General features: G+C 72.8%; 8 protein-coding genes. 3 read left to right on the forward strand and 5 right to left on the reverse strand.

What is annotated here, in order from left to right; translation table 11 throughout:
* Window positions 1-4 precede the first annotated feature (4 nt).
* A complete protein-coding gene (locus ACFYP4_RS09215) occupies window positions 5-382 on the reverse strand; it encodes a hypothetical protein (protein WP_358851781.1) in 378 nt (125 codons plus the stop codon).
* 122 nt (window positions 383-504) lie between these two features.
* Complete coding sequence (locus ACFYP4_RS09220) at window positions 505-747, reverse strand: hypothetical protein (protein ID WP_358851858.1); 243 nt, start codon at window positions 745-747, stop codon at window positions 505-507.
* Between ACFYP4_RS09220 and ACFYP4_RS09225 the strand changes: the two genes are divergently transcribed.
* Entirely contained in the window at window positions 680-1,771 is a 1,092-nt protein-coding gene (locus tag ACFYP4_RS09225) for an amidase domain-containing protein (RefSeq protein WP_358851853.1), read from the forward strand. The two genes, ACFYP4_RS09220 and ACFYP4_RS09225, sit on opposite strands and share 68 nt — an antisense overlap.
* 121 nt (window positions 1,772-1,892) lie before the next feature.
* Here ACFYP4_RS09225 and ACFYP4_RS09230 read toward each other — a convergent pair whose 3' ends face one another.
* From ACFYP4_RS09230 to ACFYP4_RS09240, 3 genes are all read right to left on the reverse strand, one after another.
* Window positions 1,893-3,083, reverse strand: a complete 1,191-nt coding sequence (locus tag ACFYP4_RS09230) for a cytochrome P450 (protein WP_388784210.1) — start codon at window positions 3,081-3,083, stop codon at window positions 1,893-1,895.
* 170 nt (window positions 3,084-3,253) lie between these two features.
* Window positions 3,254-3,775, reverse strand: coding sequence for an RNA polymerase sigma factor (locus tag ACFYP4_RS09235; protein ID WP_358851783.1), 522 nt, complete (start codon window positions 3,773-3,775; stop codon window positions 3,254-3,256).
* Between the two features lie 62 nt (window positions 3,776-3,837).
* Window positions 3,838-5,175, reverse strand: a complete 1,338-nt coding sequence (locus ACFYP4_RS09240; RefSeq protein WP_358851784.1) for a condensation domain-containing protein — start codon at window positions 5,173-5,175, stop codon at window positions 3,838-3,840.
* Between the two features lie 1,190 nt (window positions 5,176-6,365).
* Between ACFYP4_RS09240 and ACFYP4_RS09245 the strand changes: the two genes are divergently transcribed.
* Together ACFYP4_RS09245 and ACFYP4_RS09250 are read left to right on the forward strand one after the other, a co-directional pair.
* Complete coding sequence (locus tag ACFYP4_RS09245) at window positions 6,366-15,149, forward strand: amino acid adenylation domain-containing protein (RefSeq protein ID WP_388784215.1); 8,784 nt, start codon at window positions 6,366-6,368, stop codon at window positions 15,147-15,149.
* The gene (locus ACFYP4_RS09250) at window positions 15,142-19,014 is read left to right on the forward strand and encodes a beta-ketoacyl synthase N-terminal-like domain-containing protein (protein ID WP_358851786.1); all 3,873 of its coding nucleotides are present in this window, start codon (window positions 15,142-15,144) and stop codon (window positions 19,012-19,014) included. The genes ACFYP4_RS09245 and ACFYP4_RS09250 overlap by 8 nt, the downstream gene beginning before the upstream one ends.
* Window positions 19,015-19,046 lie beyond the last annotated feature (32 nt).

Here is a 19,046-nt window from a genome sequence, read left to right on the forward strand (position 1 = left end):
CGGCCTACCTCTCGTCGAGGTCCACCGGGTCGACGTCGTAGTCGGGCGGATCGCCGCTCTCCACGGAACGGCGGTTCTCGTACCAGGCCTTGACGCCTCTCCTCACCTGCTTGAACACGATGTCGAACGTGGACTGGGCGGCGGCTCCGGCGAGCAGCAGCAGGATCTCGATCCCGGCGCCCATGGGTCTGCCGTGTTCGTCCGTTTCCCGGTCGTCCGTCCCGGCGCGCTCCTGGATGCGGAGATCGCCGTTTCTGGCCAGCTCTTCCAGCGGCTTCTCCCGCTCCAGCCACTTCTTCAGAGCACCGATGTCGCCCTGGCTCGCGGTGCCGTCCAGCCGGACCCGGATCGCACGAGTCGCCACACCCTCCCCGTCAGTCATAACTCAGCATCATGGCACGGGCGTTGGTGCAGTGCGAGGGGTCTGCTCCGACGTTGCCCGGCGGAGCGGAGCACACGCGGGCGTGCGGTGGCCCCGGGACGCCGCCGGGCAGTGTCCGTGTATCACTTGTGCATCCCTCTTCCCAAACGGAACCGTTGACGTGCGAAGATGCCCTGCCCCGGCAGCAGGCGTCCGGGGTAGAGGGGAAACTCAGTGAAGTCAAGGAAATTGAGCAGAACGCGGCGTCGCGCCACCATAGTGACGGCGGCGGCCGCTTCGGTCGTCGCGGGTGCGGCCATGCTGCCCAACTGGAGTGCCGGCGCGAGCAGCGCCGGGGCCGGGGAGCCCGTGGTGGATACGGCCACCAGGGCCACCTTCCAGCGGCTGGCGGACGCGGTCTTCACCGACCGTACCGACGCCCTGGTGGACCACAAGCAGAACCGGGGGCGCTCGCCGCTCACCTCGCGTTTCTCCGGTGACGTGGAGCTGTCCTCCTCGCTGGAGAACAAGGAGGACTCCACGCTGTCCTCGCTGCGCGGCCGCAAGTCCCGTCTCGCCACCCTGGGCGAGCGGTACAGCAAGGCCGAGACCAGCGTCACCCTGGACAGGACCCGGGTGCGGGGCGGGCACGCCACCGTCCAGGTCACCGAGACCACGATGCTGACGTACGAGAAGGTGCGTGGCGACGAGCCGAAGACCACCGGCTTCCAGGCCCACCACAAGCTGACGTTCACCGCCGACCGGCAGGGCGACTGGCAGCTGACCGGCGTCCGCAACACGGATGACGGCTACCTGGCGGTGAACCAGCCGGCCAAGACCTCGTTCACGGCGGCGGTCGCCGGCGACGACATGCCCGCCGCGGCCCGCTCGGCCACCTCCTGGCCCGCTCCCGCCAAGGCCAAGAACTTCTCCGCCAGCGGCTACAACTACAAGGCCATGGCCGCGTACGCGGAGAAGTACTGGGACGACTACAACCCGGCCTATCCCAGCTTCGACGGGGGCGCCGGCGACTGCACCAACTTCGTCAGCCAGTCCCTCAAGGCCGGCGGCTGGAAGCACGTCCCCGGCTACGTGTACGACTACACCAGGTGGTTCGGCAACGCCGACATCCACTCGGACTCGTTCGTCGGCGTCAACGAGTTCTCCTGGTTCTCCCTGAACTCCAAGCGGGCCACCAGCCTCGCGAACGTCTATCAGATGGACGTCGGCGACGTGCTGCAGATGGACTTCAACAAGGACGGGTCCAAGGACCACACGATGATCGTCTCGTACCGCAGTTCGCGGGGCGTGCCGTATCTGACGTACCACTCCGCCGACACCTACCGCAGGTCGGTGGCGAGCATCATCGCCTCGAACCCGAACGCGGCGTACTACGCGTACCGCACCTGATCCGGCCGGCTGAGCCCCGCGGCCGGCACGAACCGCCCCTGGATTTCCGGGGCGGGCCGGACGCGGGGCTCTCCCGTTCCCGCGGAGCGCGTCGGCCGGGACGTGGCAGACGAGTGGCGGGTCAGGGGCCGTCGACGGCGACCTCCAGGCCGCGGATCGCGTAGCCGCTCGTCTCCTCCTGGAACGAGACGCGAGGGGGCGTGACCATGCGGATGCCCTTCAGCGCGAAGAGGCGGCTCAGGAAGACGTCGGTCTCCGCCATGGCGAGGTCGGCTCCGGGACAGCGGTGCGGACCGTCGCCGAAGGACAGCGCCATCGCCTTGCCGGTCGCCGTCGGGCGCCCCGGGCGGACCAGCAGCGGATCGGCGCCCACCGCTCCCGGATCGGTGTTGACCTCGTCCACGAGGATGTCCACGAGCGCACCGGCCGGTACCGTGACGGGACCTTCGGCGCCCGGTACTTTGAGGTCAGCGGTGGTCCTCCGGCTGAGGCGGGCGACCACGGGTTCCAGGCGCAGGATCTCGTGGAGGACGGCGAGCCGTTGCGGCCCGTCCCCCGCACGGAACCTGTCGCGGAGGCCGGCGTCCGTGAACAGATGCCAGGCGGCGACGCAGCTGAACTCGCGGGTGGTCACCATTCCGGCCGCCGCGTAGGTGAGGCACTCCCCCAGTATCTCGGCGTCCGTGCAGCCTTCCGCGATCAGATGTGAGATGAGGTTGTCGTCGGGCCGTGCACGGTGGGCGCGGATCGCGGGGCGCACGTCGGCGAGGTAGACGCGCAGCCAGTTCGTGTTCTGGCGGAACATCCAGTGGATCCCGTGCAGGCTGGTCAGTCCCGGCCTGCCGAACTTCTCGGGGAAGAACCGCTCCAGCCGCCGCTGGATGCCCGGTCTGCTGCGGGTGAGGCCGATGACTTCGCACGCCACGTCGATCGCCACGCCGAAGCTCAGGTCCTCCAGCCGGGCCGCGCCCGCCGTGCGCAGGGGCGCCAGGTGCTTCTCGGTGACGCGTTCCGCCAGGTCCCGGTAGTGCTCCTCCACCCGGCGGGGAGTGAAGTAGCGTGCGGTCTGGCGGCGGTGCTCCCGGTGCTCGGGTCCGTCCCGGTACAGGACGGGACGCCGGATCCGGGCCGGCAGTTTCTCGACGGTCTCGATGCCGAGGCCTGCCTGGACGGTGTCGGCGCTGCGCAGGACGGTGCGCGCCGCCCGGTGCTCGCGTATCTGCCACGTTCCGTCGTCGTCGCGGCCCACCGGGTAGGCCCGGCGGGGACGGTCCCTGTCGGTCTTCCGTGCGTCGTCGTCGGCTCTGCTCATCGGCCGTGCCCTCCGTCGTCGCCGTCGGCCCGCTCCACGGGAGCCGGCCGTCAGGTGTGTTCCGACAGACTTCAGGACTCCGGCCCCGGCCACCAGTACTCGGGCCGCCAAGGGTCCCCCCGACGGCACGGCGAGGGCACGCCGTGCCGTCGTACGTCTGCGGGGCCGGCTCACGCCGCCGACGGCTGCCACGCCTCCTGGAACCGGCGGCGGGCACGGTGCAGCCGGGAACGCACCGTCCCGACGGGCAGCGAGAGGGTCTTCGCCATCTCCTCCTCGTTGAGTCCGTAGACGCGCAGTGTGAGTACTTCGCGGTGCTGCGTCGACAGTCGTTCCAGGACGTCGTTGATGTGGACGGTGTCCAGGGGGTTCGCCTCGTGCCGGGCCTCGACCGGTGGACACGTCATCGCGTCGTCGAGGCGTTTGACGGTACGGACGGCCTCGCGGATGGTGACGGAGCGGACCCAGCCGTAGAAGGCCGCGGGTTCTCTCAGGGTGGCGAGGCCCCGGTATATGGCGAGAAGCGCCTCCTGTGTCGCGTCGGATCCGTTGTCGTGAGCGATCGAGTAGCAGACCCGGGCGACGTAGGGCGTGATGTGGGTGAGCAGGTCGTTCATCGCCTGTTCGTCGCCTGCCTGGGCGCGCGACAGCAACAGGGCGAGAGGGGTGGGGAGTTCGTGCGCGGTCTTCATCTCGGAGGGGTGCTCCTTGGGAAAAGCCGGTGGGGGCGCCGCGGCCGCGCTGAGGGGTGCCCTCAGCTCGTGACCGCGGGAACGGCGGATCGGTCGCCGGTCGTGGCGAAGGCCAGGAGCGCGGTGCGGACGTCGTCGCGGAACGCACGCATGAACGCCGGGGTGAAACACGCCGTCCAGTGGGGGAACTCGATGGCCAGCCGCCCGTCGAAGGAGACCACGCACGCCATCACGGGGCTCCGGCCGGCCTGCGGGAAGTACTGCTCGCGGGCGGGCACCAGACGGACGTCGGTGACCTGCGCGCCGTCGGGCAGCCGGGGGCCGGGGGCGGCACCCATGTTGGTCACGATCACGGTGCCGGTCTGGAGGGCGGGGTGCCGGGGGATCTGCGGCATGATGCGCAGGTCCTGGAAATGGTCGCCCTGTTCGATGGAGTGCCGCAGGTGGGCGGCGACCTCGCGGGCCAGGGCGAGCGGCTCGGTGTCCGCGCCGACCGCGACGGCGTGCAGGTGCATGGTGACCGCGGGGACCATCACGTCCGGCGCCACGGGCGGGGTCAGGCGGGAACGCAGGTCGACGGGTGACAGGCAGCCGAGGAAGCGCGGGCCGTCGCCGTCGAGCCGCTTGCGGGCGGCGGTCAGCACCGCCGCGCTGACGAGGCCGTGCACGGACACGCCGGTGTCGCGGGCCAGTCGGCGCAGGCGGTTGGTGTGGTCGGCGTCGAGGAGCAGGCGGCGCACCTCGATGCGGTGGCCGTTCTCCGCCGCGGCCGCGCCGGCCTCCGGCTGCCGGGGTGCGTCGTAGGCGACCAACTCGACGGGATGGCGTCCGGTCTCGGCGAGCCGGCGCTCAAGGTACTCGGCGGTCTCCGCCTCTTCCGAGGGAGGCAGCAGAGCGCTGACGGGTTCGGGCCAGACAGGGGGGTCCGTCTCGTCGGTGACCGGAGCGGAGGGGCTCGGCGCCGGCTCCGTCCCCTCGACGAGGGCGCGGTACCGGTCCCAGAGGGTGTTGTGGAGCGCGATGGCGCTGTGTCCGTCGGTGATGGTGTGGTCCACCGTCAGGACGAGCAGGTGACGGGATTCGTCGGGTTCGCTGGTGAGGACGGCCCGCAGGAGCGGACCGCCCACCGGGAGAGGGGTGTTGAGCTGCTCCTCGTACGTCTTCTCGGTGTCGCCGGTCCGCAGGACGAGCCGCGGTCTGTCGTCCTCACCGAGGAGTTGCAGGGCGTATCCCGGCCCGTGGTTGGTGATGCGTGCCCGCAGGGTCGGCCGCTCGGCCGTCACCGCGTCGAGCGCCCTCGACAGCGCGACCGCGTCGAGGTGTCCGCGTACGGCGCAGGAGAGCACCGCCCTGCTTCTCTGGGCCACGTAAAGGGTTTCGACGGGACACAGCGCGCGCATGCGTTCAGCCTTTCTCGCCGTCGCCGCCCCGGGCGGGCCGGGAACGGAGACGGTCCTTTGCACAGAATTTCCGGATTCTTGACGCAGTCGGATCGCTGGGGGACGAGGAGATCGGGTGCCGCCGACGGCAAAGCGAGGGTGAAAGGACGTCGGCGGTATTCACCGGAAGCGGTTGTCGAAGTTGACCTTCGCCACCTCGGGAACCCCTTGCCGACATTCCCGATTCATTCTTCCGTCACACGTCGTTTATATGGGAAGGATTCTCGTCGCCGGACTTTCTCGCACACGTCATTGAGCACCTCCCCGCACCGGGCCGAAAGCCACCGAGACCGGCGGGCCTCGTCCGGCGCGGCCCGTCGCGGTGATCGCGCGGTCCACGTCCGACGCCGGGAGGCGGCCACCGCTCCGCGGGCGCCGGGGCCGTCGAGACGCCGGCTGTTCGAAAGTCTTCGCATCCGTTCACGGCGGCTGCCGACTCGCACTGGTGCACGGCCGTGCCGCCCCAACACGGCGGAGTCTTCCACAAACCCTTCACCGATGAGCCGCCGGATCAGCGAAGTTGGCCGATTCACCCCCTCGACAAGACGGCGGTCCTGTTGTGGAACGAGAGGTTCCGACCGGTTGGCGGGGGTGCCCGTTCCCTGCGGCCGGACCTCCCGGCCCTGCCCGCCGGGGGCCTCGAAACCGCCCCGGACCGGTCATGCCCACCACGATCGATCAAACGACGTGGCGCCTCCCGTGCCCGTTTCGGGGCTTCCGGACGGGCCGCCCCGCCCGTTCGGGCACACCCGGTGACCCGGCCCGCAGGCATCCGTCGTCCGCGCAACAGGGCGTTGGGAAAGGATGACTGAAATGCAGCCGCACTCCCGGCGGGGCACCTCCGCGGCAGCCGGTGGCATTCATCGGGAATTCCACGGAACGCATTCCGTGCAGGCCCGGGCGCCCTTGACTGCCCGACAGAGCGTCATGCAAGGTGAAGCGGCGGCAGGCGATCGCAACCGACCACGCGATTCCTGCGCTGAGCGTGCAACCGTTTCCCCCGTCGCATTCGCCCCCGCTTTCAGTGGCACCCGGTACGCCGACTGGCCGGGCCGACGGGCGGGTGGTGGCACCCATAGCGGCCCGCCCGGCCCCCGCCGGGCCTCTCCTGAGATTCGTCTGAAGTCAACTCGCCACTGAGGGTTGGTGCCATGTCAGTCCACCAGGACGACCGTCGACCGCTGTCCGGAGCACAGGAGGGCCTCTGGTTCGCCCACCGCCTGGCTCCGGGGAGCGCCGCCTACAACACCGGCGAGTACGTGGAGATCCACGGGCCGCTCGACACCGGTCTGTTCGAGACTGCGCTGCGCCGCACCGTCGCCGAGGCCGACACGTTCGCCCTGCGGTTCCCCGACACCGCCGACGGTCCCGTGTGCGTGCCGGCCCCGGCACCCGGCGCGTGGCCGCTGCACCGCATCGACGTCAGCGCCTCGGCCGACCCGGCGGCCGCGGCGGAGGAGTGGATCCGGCGCGACCTTGCGACCCCGGTGGACATCGAGTCGGGTCCTCTGTTCTCCCACGCCCTGCTGACCCTCGCGGCCGACCGGCACTTCTGGTTCCTGCGCGCGCACCACATCCTCCTGGACGGCTACAGCTACAAGGTCGTCGCACGCCGCCTCGCCGACACCTACACGGCCCTGGCCGCCGGGGAGGAGCCCGGCCCGGCCGGCTTCGAGTCCGTCGCACGCCTCCAGGCCGAGGAGGCCTCCTACCTCGCCTCCGAGCGGCACGCACGCGACCGTGAGCACTGGGCGGAGCGGCTGGCCGGACTGCCGGACCCCGTGCGGCTCACCCCGCGCACCGCCGCCCCCACCGCACCCTTCCTGCGCCGCACCGTGGACCTCACGCCCGCCGAGGCGCAGGACCTGTCCGCGTCGGCGGCCCGGCTGGGCGTCTCACGCACCGACCTCCTCATCGCCGCGGTCGCCGCCTACCTGCACCGCATGACCGGTGCCGACGACCTCGTCCTCGGACTGGCCACGATGAGCCGGGTCGGCAGCGCGGCCCTGCGCACACCGGGCACGGCCTCCGACATCCTGCCACTGCGGGTGCCGGCCGCGCCCGGGACACCGGCCGGCGAGTTCGTACGGACCGTCGCCGACGAGGTCCGGACGCTGCGCCGACACCAGCAGTACCGGGGGGAGTTCCTCCGCCGGGATCTGGGACTGCTGGGCAGCGACCGGCGCGTGCACGGACCCGTGGTGAACATCGTGCCCTTCACGGAGGACCTGGTGTTCGCCGGCAGCCCGTCCACCTCCCACCATCTGTCCGGCGGTGCCGTCGAGGACCTGCAGATCTCCGTGCGCCCCGGAGCCGACCCGAACGGACTGTGGCTCGCCTTCGACGCCAACCCCGCCCTGTACGACGAGAGGGAACTCGCCCTGCACCTGGAGCGGTTTCTCCTCGTGCTGCGCCAACTCGCGGACTCTCAAACCGAGATGCCGCTCGCGGACACCTCGATCCTCCTTCCCGGCGAACATCCCGAGGACACCGCCGCCCCGGAGCACACCGTCACCACGACGCTCACCGAACGTTTCGAAGCCCAGGCCGCGCGCGTGCCCGGACGGACGGCGGTCTCCTGCGAGGGTGAAACGCTCAGCTACGCGCAACTCAACGCGGAGGCCAACCGGTTGGCGCGTCTGCTCGTGGAGCGCGGCGCGGGGCCGGGCCGCGTCGTGGCGCTCGCCCTCCCCCGCGGACTACGGCTGGTCCCGGCCCTGCTCGCCGTGCTCAAGACGGGTGCCGCCTATCTTCCGCTCGACACCGGCCATCCCGCGGAGCGACTGCGCCTGGTCATGGAGGACGTCGGCCCCGCCGTCCTGGTGACGGACGCCGCCCACGCAGCGCAGCTCCCCGCCTCGGAGACGCCGTCCGTCGTCCTCGGCGAGCCGGACGTCGACAGGGAGCTGGCGGCACACCGGCCCGAAGACCTCACCGACGCCGAACGCACCGGGGCGACCGGCCCGACCGACACCGCGTACATCATCCACACCTCGGGCTCCACGGGCCGGCCCAAGGGCGTGCCCGTGCCGCATGCCAACGTGGTCCGGCTCTTCGAGGCCGCCTCGGAACACTTCGCCTTCGGTGAGGACGACGTGTGGACCCTCTTCCACTCGTACGCCTTCGACTTCTCCGTGTGGGAGATCTGGGGCCCCCTGCTGCACGGCGGGCGTCTGGTCGTGGTGCCGTACGCGGTGAGCCGCTCCCCCCGTGACTTCCTGCGGCTGCTGCACGACGAGGGGGTCACCGTCCTCAACCAGACCCCCTCGGCCTTCGAGCAGCTGATGCAGGCCGACGCCGAGGCCGCCCCGGACGGACCGCGGCCGTCGGCCGGCGCCCTGCGGTATGTGATCTTCGGCGGGGAGGCCCTGCGCGCCGGGCGGCTGCGCCCCTGGGCCGGCCGGCACGGGCTGGACGCGCCCGCGCTGGTCAACATGTACGGGATCACCGAGACCACCGTGCACGTCACCCAGCACCGCGTCACGCGGGCCGACCTGGACGATCCCCACGGGGCGAGCGTGATCGGCCGGCCGCTCGCGGACCTGCGCGTCCACGTCCTCGACCCGGCCCGGCGGCCGGTGCCACCCGGCGTGACCGGCGAGATGTACGTCTCGGGCCCGGGCGTCGCACCCGGTTATCTGAACCGTCCGGAGCTGACCGAGGAGCGGTTCGTGCCCGACCCGTTCGGGCTGCCCGGCTCACGCATGTACCGCACCGGTGACCTCGCCCTGCGCCGAGGTGACGGCACCCTCGAATACCTCGGACGTGCCGATCAGCAGATCAAGATCCGCGGCTTCCGGATCGAGCCCGCCGAGATCGAGGCGGTCCTCACCGGGCACCCCTCCGTCGCCCGGGCGGCCGTCGTCGCCCGCGACACCGACACAGGCTCCGGCTCCGGCTCCGGCTCCGGCTCCGAGAGCACGGACGGAGGCGGCAGCGGCGTACAGCTGGTCGCCTACGCGGTCCCTGCCGCGGGCCCGCGCCCCGCCCCGGCGGAGCTGCGCCGCCATCTCGCCGCGCACCTGCCCGAGCACATGGTCCCGGCGGCCTGCGTGCTGGTCGACGACCTGCCGCTGACCGCCAACGGGAAGCTCGACGCCAGGGCCCTGCCGGCGCCCGACTTCGCCGCCTCCGCCGGTGGTGCTCGCCCCGGCACACCCCAACAAGCGCTCGTCTGCGCCCTGTTCGAAGACGTGCTGCGCCTCGCCGAGGACACGGTCGGACCGGACGACAACTTCTTCGACCTCGGCGGACACTCCCTCCTCGCCACCCGCCTGCTGGCACGGCTGCGGGCCGAGACCGGTATCGACATCCCGATCACCGTTCTGTTCGACACCCCCACACCGGCCGCCCTCGCGGCCCGGCTCGCCGACGGACACGAGGGACCGCGGCTGCCGCCCCTGCGGGCCGCCGAACGCCCCGAGCGGGTGCCGCTCTCCTTCGCCCAGGAACGCATGTGGTTCCTCGACCGGCTGGGCGAGGCGTCCGCGACGTACAACATCCCGCTGGTCGTACCCCTGCGGCACCCACTGGACATCCCGGCGCTGCGGGCCGCCCTCGACGACGTCGCGGCCCGGCACGAAAGTCTGCGCACGGTGTTCGCGCAGGACGGCGACACCCCCTACCAGCGGATCCTCGCGGCCGGTGAACTGCGGCCCGTGCTGCGGGTGGTGGACTGCCCTGCCGAAGAGGTCGCCGCCCACGTCGAAGGCGCGCTGCGCCACCACTTCGACCTGACCCGTGAAAGCGCCCTGCGAGCCGCCGTGTTCGGCACCGGCACGGACCGCACGCTGCTCCTCCTCCTGCACCACAGCGCGGCCGACGGCTGGTCGCTGCGTCCCCTCGCGGACGACCTTGGCGCCGCCTACCGGGCGCGGTGTGCGGGCGAGGCCCCGCGCTGGGAACCACTGCCGGTGCAGTACGCGGACCACGCCGTCTGGCAGCGTCGGCTGCTGGCACCCCCGCCCGCGGGACCGGGCCGTCTCGAGCAGCTCACGGGATTCTGGCGGGAGGCGCTGGCCGGGCTGCCCGCCGAGAGTTCGCCGTCCTCCGACCGGCCGCGGCCGGAGGTCCCCGGCGGCCGGGGCGCGAGCGTGACGGCCACGGTCGACGGCGGCCTGCACCAGAAGCTGCTGCGACTGGCGGACGCCGAGGACGCCAGCCTGTTCATGGTGCTGCACAGTGCGCTGGCCGCCCTGCTCACCCGCTGGGGCGCCGGTGAGGACGTGGCGATCGGCACGCCGGTCGCCGGCCGCTCCGATCCCGCGCTCGACGACGTGATCGGTCTGCTCACCAATACGCTCGTGCTGCGGACCGACACCTCGGGCGATCCCCGGTTCCGTGACGTGCTGGCAGCCGCCCGGGAGTTCGACCTCAGGGCGCTGGACCACCAGGAGCTGCCCTTCGACCGTCTGGTGGACGAACTCAACCCGCCGCGCCATCCGGCGCGCCACCCGCTCTTCCAGGTGATGCTGGCCCTCCAGAACAACGAAAGGGCCCTGCTGCGGCTCGGCGACGATCACGTTCCGCTGCGTCCGACGCCGACCGGGACCGCCAAGTTCGACCTCTTCGTCGACGTCCTCGAACGGTACGACGCACAGGACGCGCCCGACGGCCTGGACCTGCACGTCGAGTACGCGACCGACCTCTACGACGCGGGCACCGCCGAGGAGTTCGTCCGGGACCTGCGGGCACTCCTGGACGCCGTGTGCGCCGACCCGGACGTCCGTGTCGGCGCCCTGCCCGCGCCCTCCCGGTCCGTCAGGACGGACACCGGCCGCTTCCCCGCGTCCGCCGCGACCGCGCTGGAACGCCAGGCACTGTCCGTCCCCGGTGTCCGCGACGCGGTGGTCCTGTCCGCGCCGGACGGCGGGGCGCCCACGGCGTACGTGGTCCCGCACCGGGCAGGCGCCGCCGACCAGGTGGAACAGGCCCTCGGCGGCGGCGCCCCGGCCCGGATCACCGCGGTGAGCGACCTGCCGCGCACCGCTGACGGCCACCTGGACACCGACGCCCTGCGCACTCTGGTCCCCGTCGACCGGCGCAGCGCGGAGACCTGGCGGCGGCAGCTGACCCGCCTTCCCGGCGTCCTGGGAGCCGACGTCCGTGTGGAGGACGTACCCGAGGAACTGGACCGCCGGCACGCCGGCGCGTCCCGGGCCCCCGCTCCGCCCTCGCCCGAACCGGACGGAACCGTGGCGCGCACGTCCGCCGTGCCCGCGCTCAGCGAGGGCCCCGCGCTGCCGGAGCCGTCGGTACCCGACTGGGCCACCGCGCTCACCCGTGCGGCCGGCAGGCCCCGCGGTGAGATCGTCCACGTACGCGCCGACGGCAGCGAGACGCGGCGCGGTTACGCCTCGCTCGTGGCGGAGGCCTCACGGGTCCTGGCCGGGCTGCGCCGGGCGGGGCTGCGACCGGGTGACCGGGTGATCCTGCAGTGCGGCGACAGCGAGGACTTCGTCGCCGTGCTGTGGGGCTGCATCCTCGGCGGCTTCGTCGCCGTGCCGCTGACCGTGCCCCCCTCCTACGCCACCGCGTCGGCCGCGGTCACCAAGCTCGAAGGCATCTGGCGAATGCTGGACCGCCCCTGGATCGTGGCCTCGCCGGACAGCGAGGCCGGACTGCGGGAACTCGCCGCCCGGCAGGAGTGGCCCGACCTGCGGCTGACCACCGCCGACGTCCTGCGTGACGCCCCCGAGGACCGCGACTGGCACCCCGCGCGGCCGGACGACCTGATCCTGCTGCTCATGACGTCCGGCAGCACCGGCCTGCCGAAGGCCGTACGCCTCACCCATCGCAACGTGCTGACCCGTTCCGCGGCCACCGAGGCCATGAACTCCCTCGGCGAGCGCGATGTCACCCTCAACTGGATCCCGCTGGACCACGTGACCGGTGTGGTGATGTTCCATCTGCGGGACGTCTATCTCGGCTGCCGCCAGGTCCACGCGCCGACCCCGTGGATCCTCCAGGATCCGACGCGCTGGGCCGACCTCGCGCACCGCCACCGGGTCACGGTCACCTGGGCCCCCAACTTCGCCTTCGGGCTCCTCGCCGAGCACGAGGACCGGTTCGGGGACCGCGGCTGGGACCTGTCCCCGATGCGTCTGGTGATGAACGCGGGCGAGGTCGTGGTCGCTTCGGCGGCCCGCCGGTTCCTGCACGCGCTGCGGCCGTTCGGTCTGCCGCAGGACGTCATGCACCCCGGCTGGGGCATGTCCGAGACCTGCTCGGTGGTCACCGACTGCGTCCTGCCCGGCGAACCGCCCGAGCACGACGAGCCGTTCGTCAGCTGCGGGCTGCCCTACCCCGGCTTCGCGATGCGGATCGTCGACGAACAGGACCGGCTCCTCTCCGAGGGCGACGTCGGACGGCTCCAGGTGCGGGGCACCTCCGTGACCGGGGGCTACCACGACAACGCGCGGGCGAACACCGAGTCGTTCACGGACGACGGCTGGTTCGACACCGGCGACCTGGCCTTCCTGCGCACGGGCGAGCTGTACATCACCGGTCGCGCCAAGGACGTCATCATCGTCAACGGCGTGAACCACTACAGCCATGAGATCGAGGCCTGCGTCGAGGAACTGCCGTCCGTCGTAAGGAGTTTCACCGCCGCCTGCGCGGTGCGCTCGGACCCCTCCGCCACCACCGACGAACTCGCCCTGTTCTTCCATCTCGCCCCCGGACAGGACCCGGCGGCCGCGCTGCGGGAGATCGGCGGCAAGGTGACCCGTGAGATCGGGGTCAGTCCCGCCTTCCTCGTCCCCGTCCCGGCCGAGGCGATCCCCAAGACGGAGATCGGCAAGATTCAGCGGACCAAACTGCGCAAGAGTTTCGAGGCCGGTGAGTTCGACGCGGCCGTGCGCGAGTCCCAGGTGCTGCTCGGCACGGCCGAGACGCTGCCCGACTGGTTCCTGCGTCCCGTGTGGCAGCGGGCCCGCTCCCTGCGTCCGGCCACTCGTCCTGCCGGGCATCACACGCTCGTCCTGGCCGGGGACGACCCGCGCACCGGGAGCACGGTCCGGCACATCGCCGGCCGGCTGCGCGCCGGGGCCGGACTGTGCACGACCGTCACACACGGCCCGGCGTACGAACGGCTCGACGCCGCCCGCTACCGGGTCCGCCCCGGCAGCGAGAGCGACCTCGCGGCACTGCTGGCGCACCTGGCCGCCGACGGGCGCGCCGTGGACACCGTCCTGCACCTGCCGGCACTGCACGAGGACCGGAGCACGGAGTCTCCCGTCGGACAGGACAGCGCCGAGTCGCTGCTGGTGCTCGCCCGCTCGCTCGCCGGGCGGCCGGAACCGCACCGCCCCGTGACCCTCCTCCACGTGACCACCTCCGCCCAGGCCGTCACGGGCGACGAGGTCCCCTCGCTCGCCCACGCCGCCGCGGGGGCCCTGCTCAAGTCGCTGCGGGAGGAGCTGCCGTGGCTGCGGGGCGTCCACCTCGACCTCGCACCCGCCGACGCCGAGGAGGCGGCCGACACCATCCTCGCCGAGGCCTCGGACCACCCCACCGACGCCGAGGTGGCGTGGCGCGACGGGCACCGGCACGTCCGCCGGCTGGCACCGCTGCCCGATCCGCTCCCCCGCTCCGCGCCGCCCGGGAACGACGGCTTCCATCTCGTCAGCGGCGGTCTGGGCGGGGTCGGCAGCGAGATCGCCGCGCACCTGCTCAGGACACCGGGCACACGGCTCCTGCTCCTCGGCCGCACCCGGCTGCCCGACGAGGCGACCTGGCAGCGGCACCTCGACGAAGCGGGACCCGCCGCCGGGCGCATCGAGGCGCTCCAGCGGCTGCGCCGGCTCGGCGAGGTCCGCTACGAAGCCGTGGACGTGACCGACGCCGAGCAGGTGGGACGAGCGGTCCGCGACGCCGCCGACACGTGGGGCACTGAACTGACATCGGTGCTGCACCTGGCCGGAGCCTTCGACGAACGGCCCCTCCAGGACCTCTCGCCGGCCGACTGGCGGGAGGCGGTGGACGCGAAGGTGCGGGGCGCCTGGACCCTGCACCGGGTGACCGCCGAGCACCCGGTGACCTCCTTCGTCACCTTCTCCTCCGTGAACGGCTACTTCGGCGGCTCGATGAACGCCGCCTACTCCGCGGCCAACGCCTTCCTGGACGGCCTGGCCGTGCACCGGCGCAGGTCCGGACTGCCCGGGCAGAGCCTCGCGTGGAGCATGTGGCGCGAGCGCGGCATGAGCCTCGGCTACCAGCTCGTCTCGCTCACCGAGGCCCGCGGCTACCGAGTTCTGGACGCGGCCGCCGCCCTGCGCTCGTTCGACCTGGCCCGCACCGTCGACGAACCGCACGTCCTGATCGGCGCCGACCGCACGGCGCCCTGGGTGCGCAGCCATGTGGTGTCCCCCGTACGGCAGTTGCGGCGTCTGAGCGCACGCGTCGGGCTCGACGACGGCACCGACCTGGGCGCCCTGTACACCGCCGCGGGGGGCGCCGCCGAGGCGAGCGGGGTCGGCGGTGCCTGGGTGCTGCGCTCGGCGGGCACCGCCGCACAGCCGTCGGACGGTGACCCCGGAGCAGGGGACGAGCTGCGCCGCCTGGAGAGCGAACTGGCCGCACTCTGGTCCACGGTCCTCGGACGCGACCGCGTGGCCCGCGACGAGAACTTCTTCGACCTGGGCGGCAACTCGCTGCTCCTGGTCACGGCGCAGACGACGATCAACAAGGCGCTGGGCTGCGAACTGACCGTGGTCGACCTGTTCGCACACCCCACCGTGCGGGCCCTCGCCCGGCACCTGACCGAGCGTGGCGTCACGGCTCCCACCGCACCGGGTCCGGTCCGGCAGGAGACGCCCGCGCCCCCGCCCGCCCCCACGGGTCTGGAGCGGGCCAAGGAACAAGCACAGCGGCAGCGGGCAGCCCGCACGGCACGCCGCTCCGCACGGGAACGGAAGGACCGAGGCCATGCATGAGACGACCGGCCCCCGGGACACCGACGGGACGTCGGACCCACAGGGCGGTGGCGCACCCGCCGTCGCCGTGATCGGCATGGCGGCCCGCTTCCCGGGCGCCGACGACGTGGACGCCTTCTGGGACAACCTCGCCGGCGGCCGTGAGTCGATACGCCCGGTGACCGACGAGGAGTTCCTGGCCGCGGGGGGTGATCCGCGCGACCTCGACGACCCCTCACTCGTGCGCATGGCGTCGGTCGTGGACGGCATCGACCTCTTCGACTCCGGGTTCTTCGGCTACAGCCCCGCCGAGGCCGCCGTCGTCGACCCGCAGCAGCGGCTCCTGCTGGAGACCGCGTACCACGCCCTGGAGGACGCGGGCGGCCCCGGCAGGCCGAGCGCCGGGACGACGGGTGTGTACGCGGGCGGCGGAGACAGCCGCTACTACCCCGCGCACGTGTATCCGCGGTTCGCCGGACAGCCCGGCACCGTGGACCTCGTACACGCGGCCACCGCGAACTCGCTGGGTACGCTCGCCACCCGGCTCTCCTACGAGCTGGGGCTGACCGGGCCGAGCGTATCGCTCCAGACGGCCTGCTCCACCGCTCTCGTCGCCCTGCACACCGCCTGCCAGGACCTGATCGAGTACCGCTGCGACACCGCCCTCGCCGCCGCGGTCTCCCTCAATCCCGCGGCGTTGCTCGGCTACCGGCACGTGCCCGACGGGCCGTTCTCACCCGACGGGCACTGCCGGGCCTTCGCCGCCGACGCGCGCGGCACCTCCTCCGGTGACGGGGTGGGCGTGGTGGTCCTCAAGCGCCTGGAGGACGCCCTCGCCGACGGCGACCGCATCCGCGCGGTGATCCGCGGGACCGCCGTCAACAACGACGGACGCCGCAAGGTGGGCTTCACCGCCCCGAGCACCGCAGGGCAGACCGAGGTCATCCTCGCCGCGCAGGCCCAGGCCGACGTCGACGCGGACACCATCGGGCTGGTCGAGGCGCACGGCACCGCCACCCGCATCGGCGACCCCATCGAGGTGGCCGCGCTCACCGAGGCCTTCCGGCAGAGCACCGAACGGCGCGGCTTCTGCGCCCTCGGATCGGTGAAGACCAACATCGGACACCTCGGCGCGGCAGCCGGGATCGCCGGATTCATCAAGGCCGTTCTCGCCCTGGAGCACCGTAAGATCCCGCCGAACCTGCACTTCGAACAGCCCAATCCGCTCATCGACTTCGACTCGGGACCGTTCCGCGTGCCCACCACGCTGGAGGACTGGCCCGCGGCCGGCCACCCGCGCCGGGCGGCAGTCAGCGCCTTCGGCGTGGGCGGCACCAACGCGCACGTCATCCTGGAGGAGGCACCCGCCACCGGCCGGGAGGCACCCCGGCCGCCCGAGGACGGCCGGCGGCACGTCCTGCCGCTGTCCGCGCGGACGCCCGGCGCGCTGCGCGGCCAGGCCGACGCCCTGGCCCGGCACCTGCGGACGCGGCCGGACCTGCGCCTGGACGATGTGGCGCACTCGTTGCGGGCCCACCGCCCCGCCCTGCGTCACCGGCTGACCGTCACCGCCGCCTCCGTCGACGAGGCCGTCGCCGCGCTCGGTGCCACGGGACCGGCCGGCCCGCCCGTCCCCGACGAGGCTCCGAAGGTGGCGTTCCTGCTGCCGGGCGGTGGCACCCAGTACCTCGGCATGGGCAAGGAGCTGTACCGCGACCACGACGTCTACCGCGACGTCGTCGACCACTGCGCCCGCATCCTCCGCCCGGTGACCGGGGAGGATCTGCGCACCTCCCTGTTCGAGCGTGTCGAGCCCGGCAGCGCGTCCGCGTTCCTCGCCCTCGTCGCCACCGAGTACGCGCTCGCCCGCACCCTGATGGAGTCCGGCGTGCGTCCCGACGCGCTGATCGGGCATTCGCTCGGCGAGTACACGGCGGCCTGCCTCGCCGGGGTCATGGACCTCGACGAGATGCTGCCGCTGGTCGCGGAACGCATCCGGCTCATCGCCTCCGCGGGGGGTGCGACGGTCGGCGTGGCGGCCTCCGCCGAGAGCCTGCTGCCGCTGCTCGACGACGAGCTGTCCCTGGCCGCGGTCAACGGGCCCGCCGCCTGCACCGTCGCCGGGCGGACCGACGCGGTGACCCGGCTGGAGGCGGAACTGGCGCGCCGCGACGTGCCGTTCCGCAGGCTGCGGCTGCCGGCCGCCGCCCACTCCCACGTCCTCGACCCCATCCTGGAGACCTTCGCGGGTTACCTGCGTTCCCTCACCCTGCGCCCGCCCCGCATTCCCTACGTCACCAATGTCACCGGCGGCTGGGCCACCGACGCGCAGGCCACCGACATCGGGCACTGGATCGACCACACCCGCCGCACGGTGCGTTTCGCGGACGGCATCACGGCCCTGTGGCAGCGTCACCGCCCCGTCCTGGTCGAGATCGGCCCCGGTGACAGCCTCTCCAAGCTGGCCCGCGCCCAGCTCGCCGCGGAGGATCCGGTCACGGTCACCACGATGCGGCACGCCAAGGCGGACAGCCCCGACGGGTTCGTCCTCGCCGAGGCACTGGGCCGGCTGTGGAGCGCGGGTGTCGACACGGCGCTCCCCGACGGCACCGGCACCCAGGCCCCGCCCCGGCGTGTCCCGTTGCCCGGCTACGCCTTCGAACGCCGCCGGCACTGGATCGACGCGCCGGGCGCCCGCCCCGGCAGCGACGCCGGCGAGACACCCGCCTCCCCCGCCGTCCCGGGCACGGCACTCGCACCGCGTCCGCGCCTGACCACACAGCACGTGGCTCCGCGCACCGAACGCGAGCGGGAGGTGACCCGGCTGTGGGAGGAGACGCTCGGTATCGGCGGCATCGGGATCCACGACAACCTCTTCGACCTCGGCGGTGACTCGATGCGAGCCGTGCTGCTGGCGGGCCGGCTGCGCAGCGCGGGCGTGCTGGACGTGCCCGCCGCCTCGCTGCTGGCCACGCCCACCGTCGCCGGGCTGCTCGCCGCCGCCGGAGACGACACGGCTTCCGACCCGCTGCGGCCGCTGCTTTCGCTGCGTTCCGAGGGTTCCAGGACGCCCCTGTTCTGTGTCCACCCCGGGGCGGGAGTGTCCTGGCGGTACACCGGCCTGCTGCCCCATCTGGGCGCGGAGCAGCCGGTGTTCGGGATCCAGGCCGTCGGTCTCGACGGGACCCGGCCGCCGGCGCCGGACGCCGCGTCCATGGTGGCCTCGTACCTGGATCTGGTCCGCGAGGTCCAGCCCCACGGCCCGTACCGGCTTCTCGGCTGGTCCTACGGCGGGTTCGTGGCACACGCGATGGCCTGCGCGCTCCAGGAGCGGGGCGAGGAGGTGGAGTTGCTCGCCCTGCTGGACGCGCCCCTGCCGCGGGGCGTCCTCTACACGCCCGAAGCGGCGGAGCGGCAGGTCGCCGCACTGCTGATGCGGGTGGCAGGCCTGCCCGTCGATCCCCGGGGCGACGTGCCCGACGTCGAGTCCGTCCTCGACCGCATCGGGGCGGGCCCGGCCACCGGGGCGGCCGACGCCGGCCGGGAGGCGGCGGACTCCGGGGAGGCGACCGCGCCGGTGACACGCGAGCAGGCAGCCGCGATCGCCGCCGTCATGCGCAACAACCTGCGTATCGCACCGGAGTTCACCCCGGGTGTCTTCCGCGGAGACGTGCTGTTCTTCAGCGCGCTGGAGGAGCCGTCCGAGGCGTCCGCTCCGGCCGACCTCGCTCTCACCCCCGGCAAGGCGGACCGCTGGCGTCCCCATGTCGACGGCCGGCTCGACGACCACGCCGTGCCGTGCGGTCACTACGAGATGACCGAACCCGAACCGATCGCCAGGATCGGCGCGGTGGTCGCCAAGGCACTGCGTCCGGCGTCCGACTGAAGCACCGCGCGCCGGTCCCGAGCCCCGTTCCC

Source organism: Streptomyces sp. NPDC005551, assembly GCF_042871785.1.
Classification (GTDB): Bacteria; Actinomycetota; Actinomycetes; order Streptomycetales; family Streptomycetaceae; genus Streptomyces.

Excerpts from the sequence above, each read along its gene's own strand:
- ACFYP4_RS09215 (WP_358851781.1), bottom strand. The coding sequence starts at position 382 with ATGACTGACGGGGAGGGTGTGGCGACTCGTGCGATCCGGGTCCGGCTG.
- ACFYP4_RS09225 (WP_358851853.1), top strand. The coding sequence starts at position 680 with ATGCTGCCCAACTGGAGTGCCGGCGCGAGCAGCGCCGGGGCCGGGGAG.
- ACFYP4_RS09230 (WP_388784210.1), bottom strand. The coding sequence starts at position 3,083 with ATGAGCAGAGCCGACGACGACGCACGGAAGACCGACAGGGACCGTCCC.
- ACFYP4_RS09235 (WP_358851783.1), bottom strand. The coding sequence starts at position 3,775 with ATGAAGACCGCGCACGAACTCCCCACCCCTCTCGCCCTGTTGCTGTCG.
- ACFYP4_RS09240 (WP_358851784.1), bottom strand. The coding sequence starts at position 5,175 with ATGCGCGCGCTGTGTCCCGTCGAAACCCTTTACGTGGCCCAGAGAAGC.
- ACFYP4_RS09245 (WP_388784215.1), top strand. The coding sequence starts at position 6,366 with ATGTCAGTCCACCAGGACGACCGTCGACCGCTGTCCGGAGCACAGGAG.
- ACFYP4_RS09250 (WP_358851786.1), top strand. The coding sequence starts at position 15,142 with ATGCATGAGACGACCGGCCCCCGGGACACCGACGGGACGTCGGACCCA.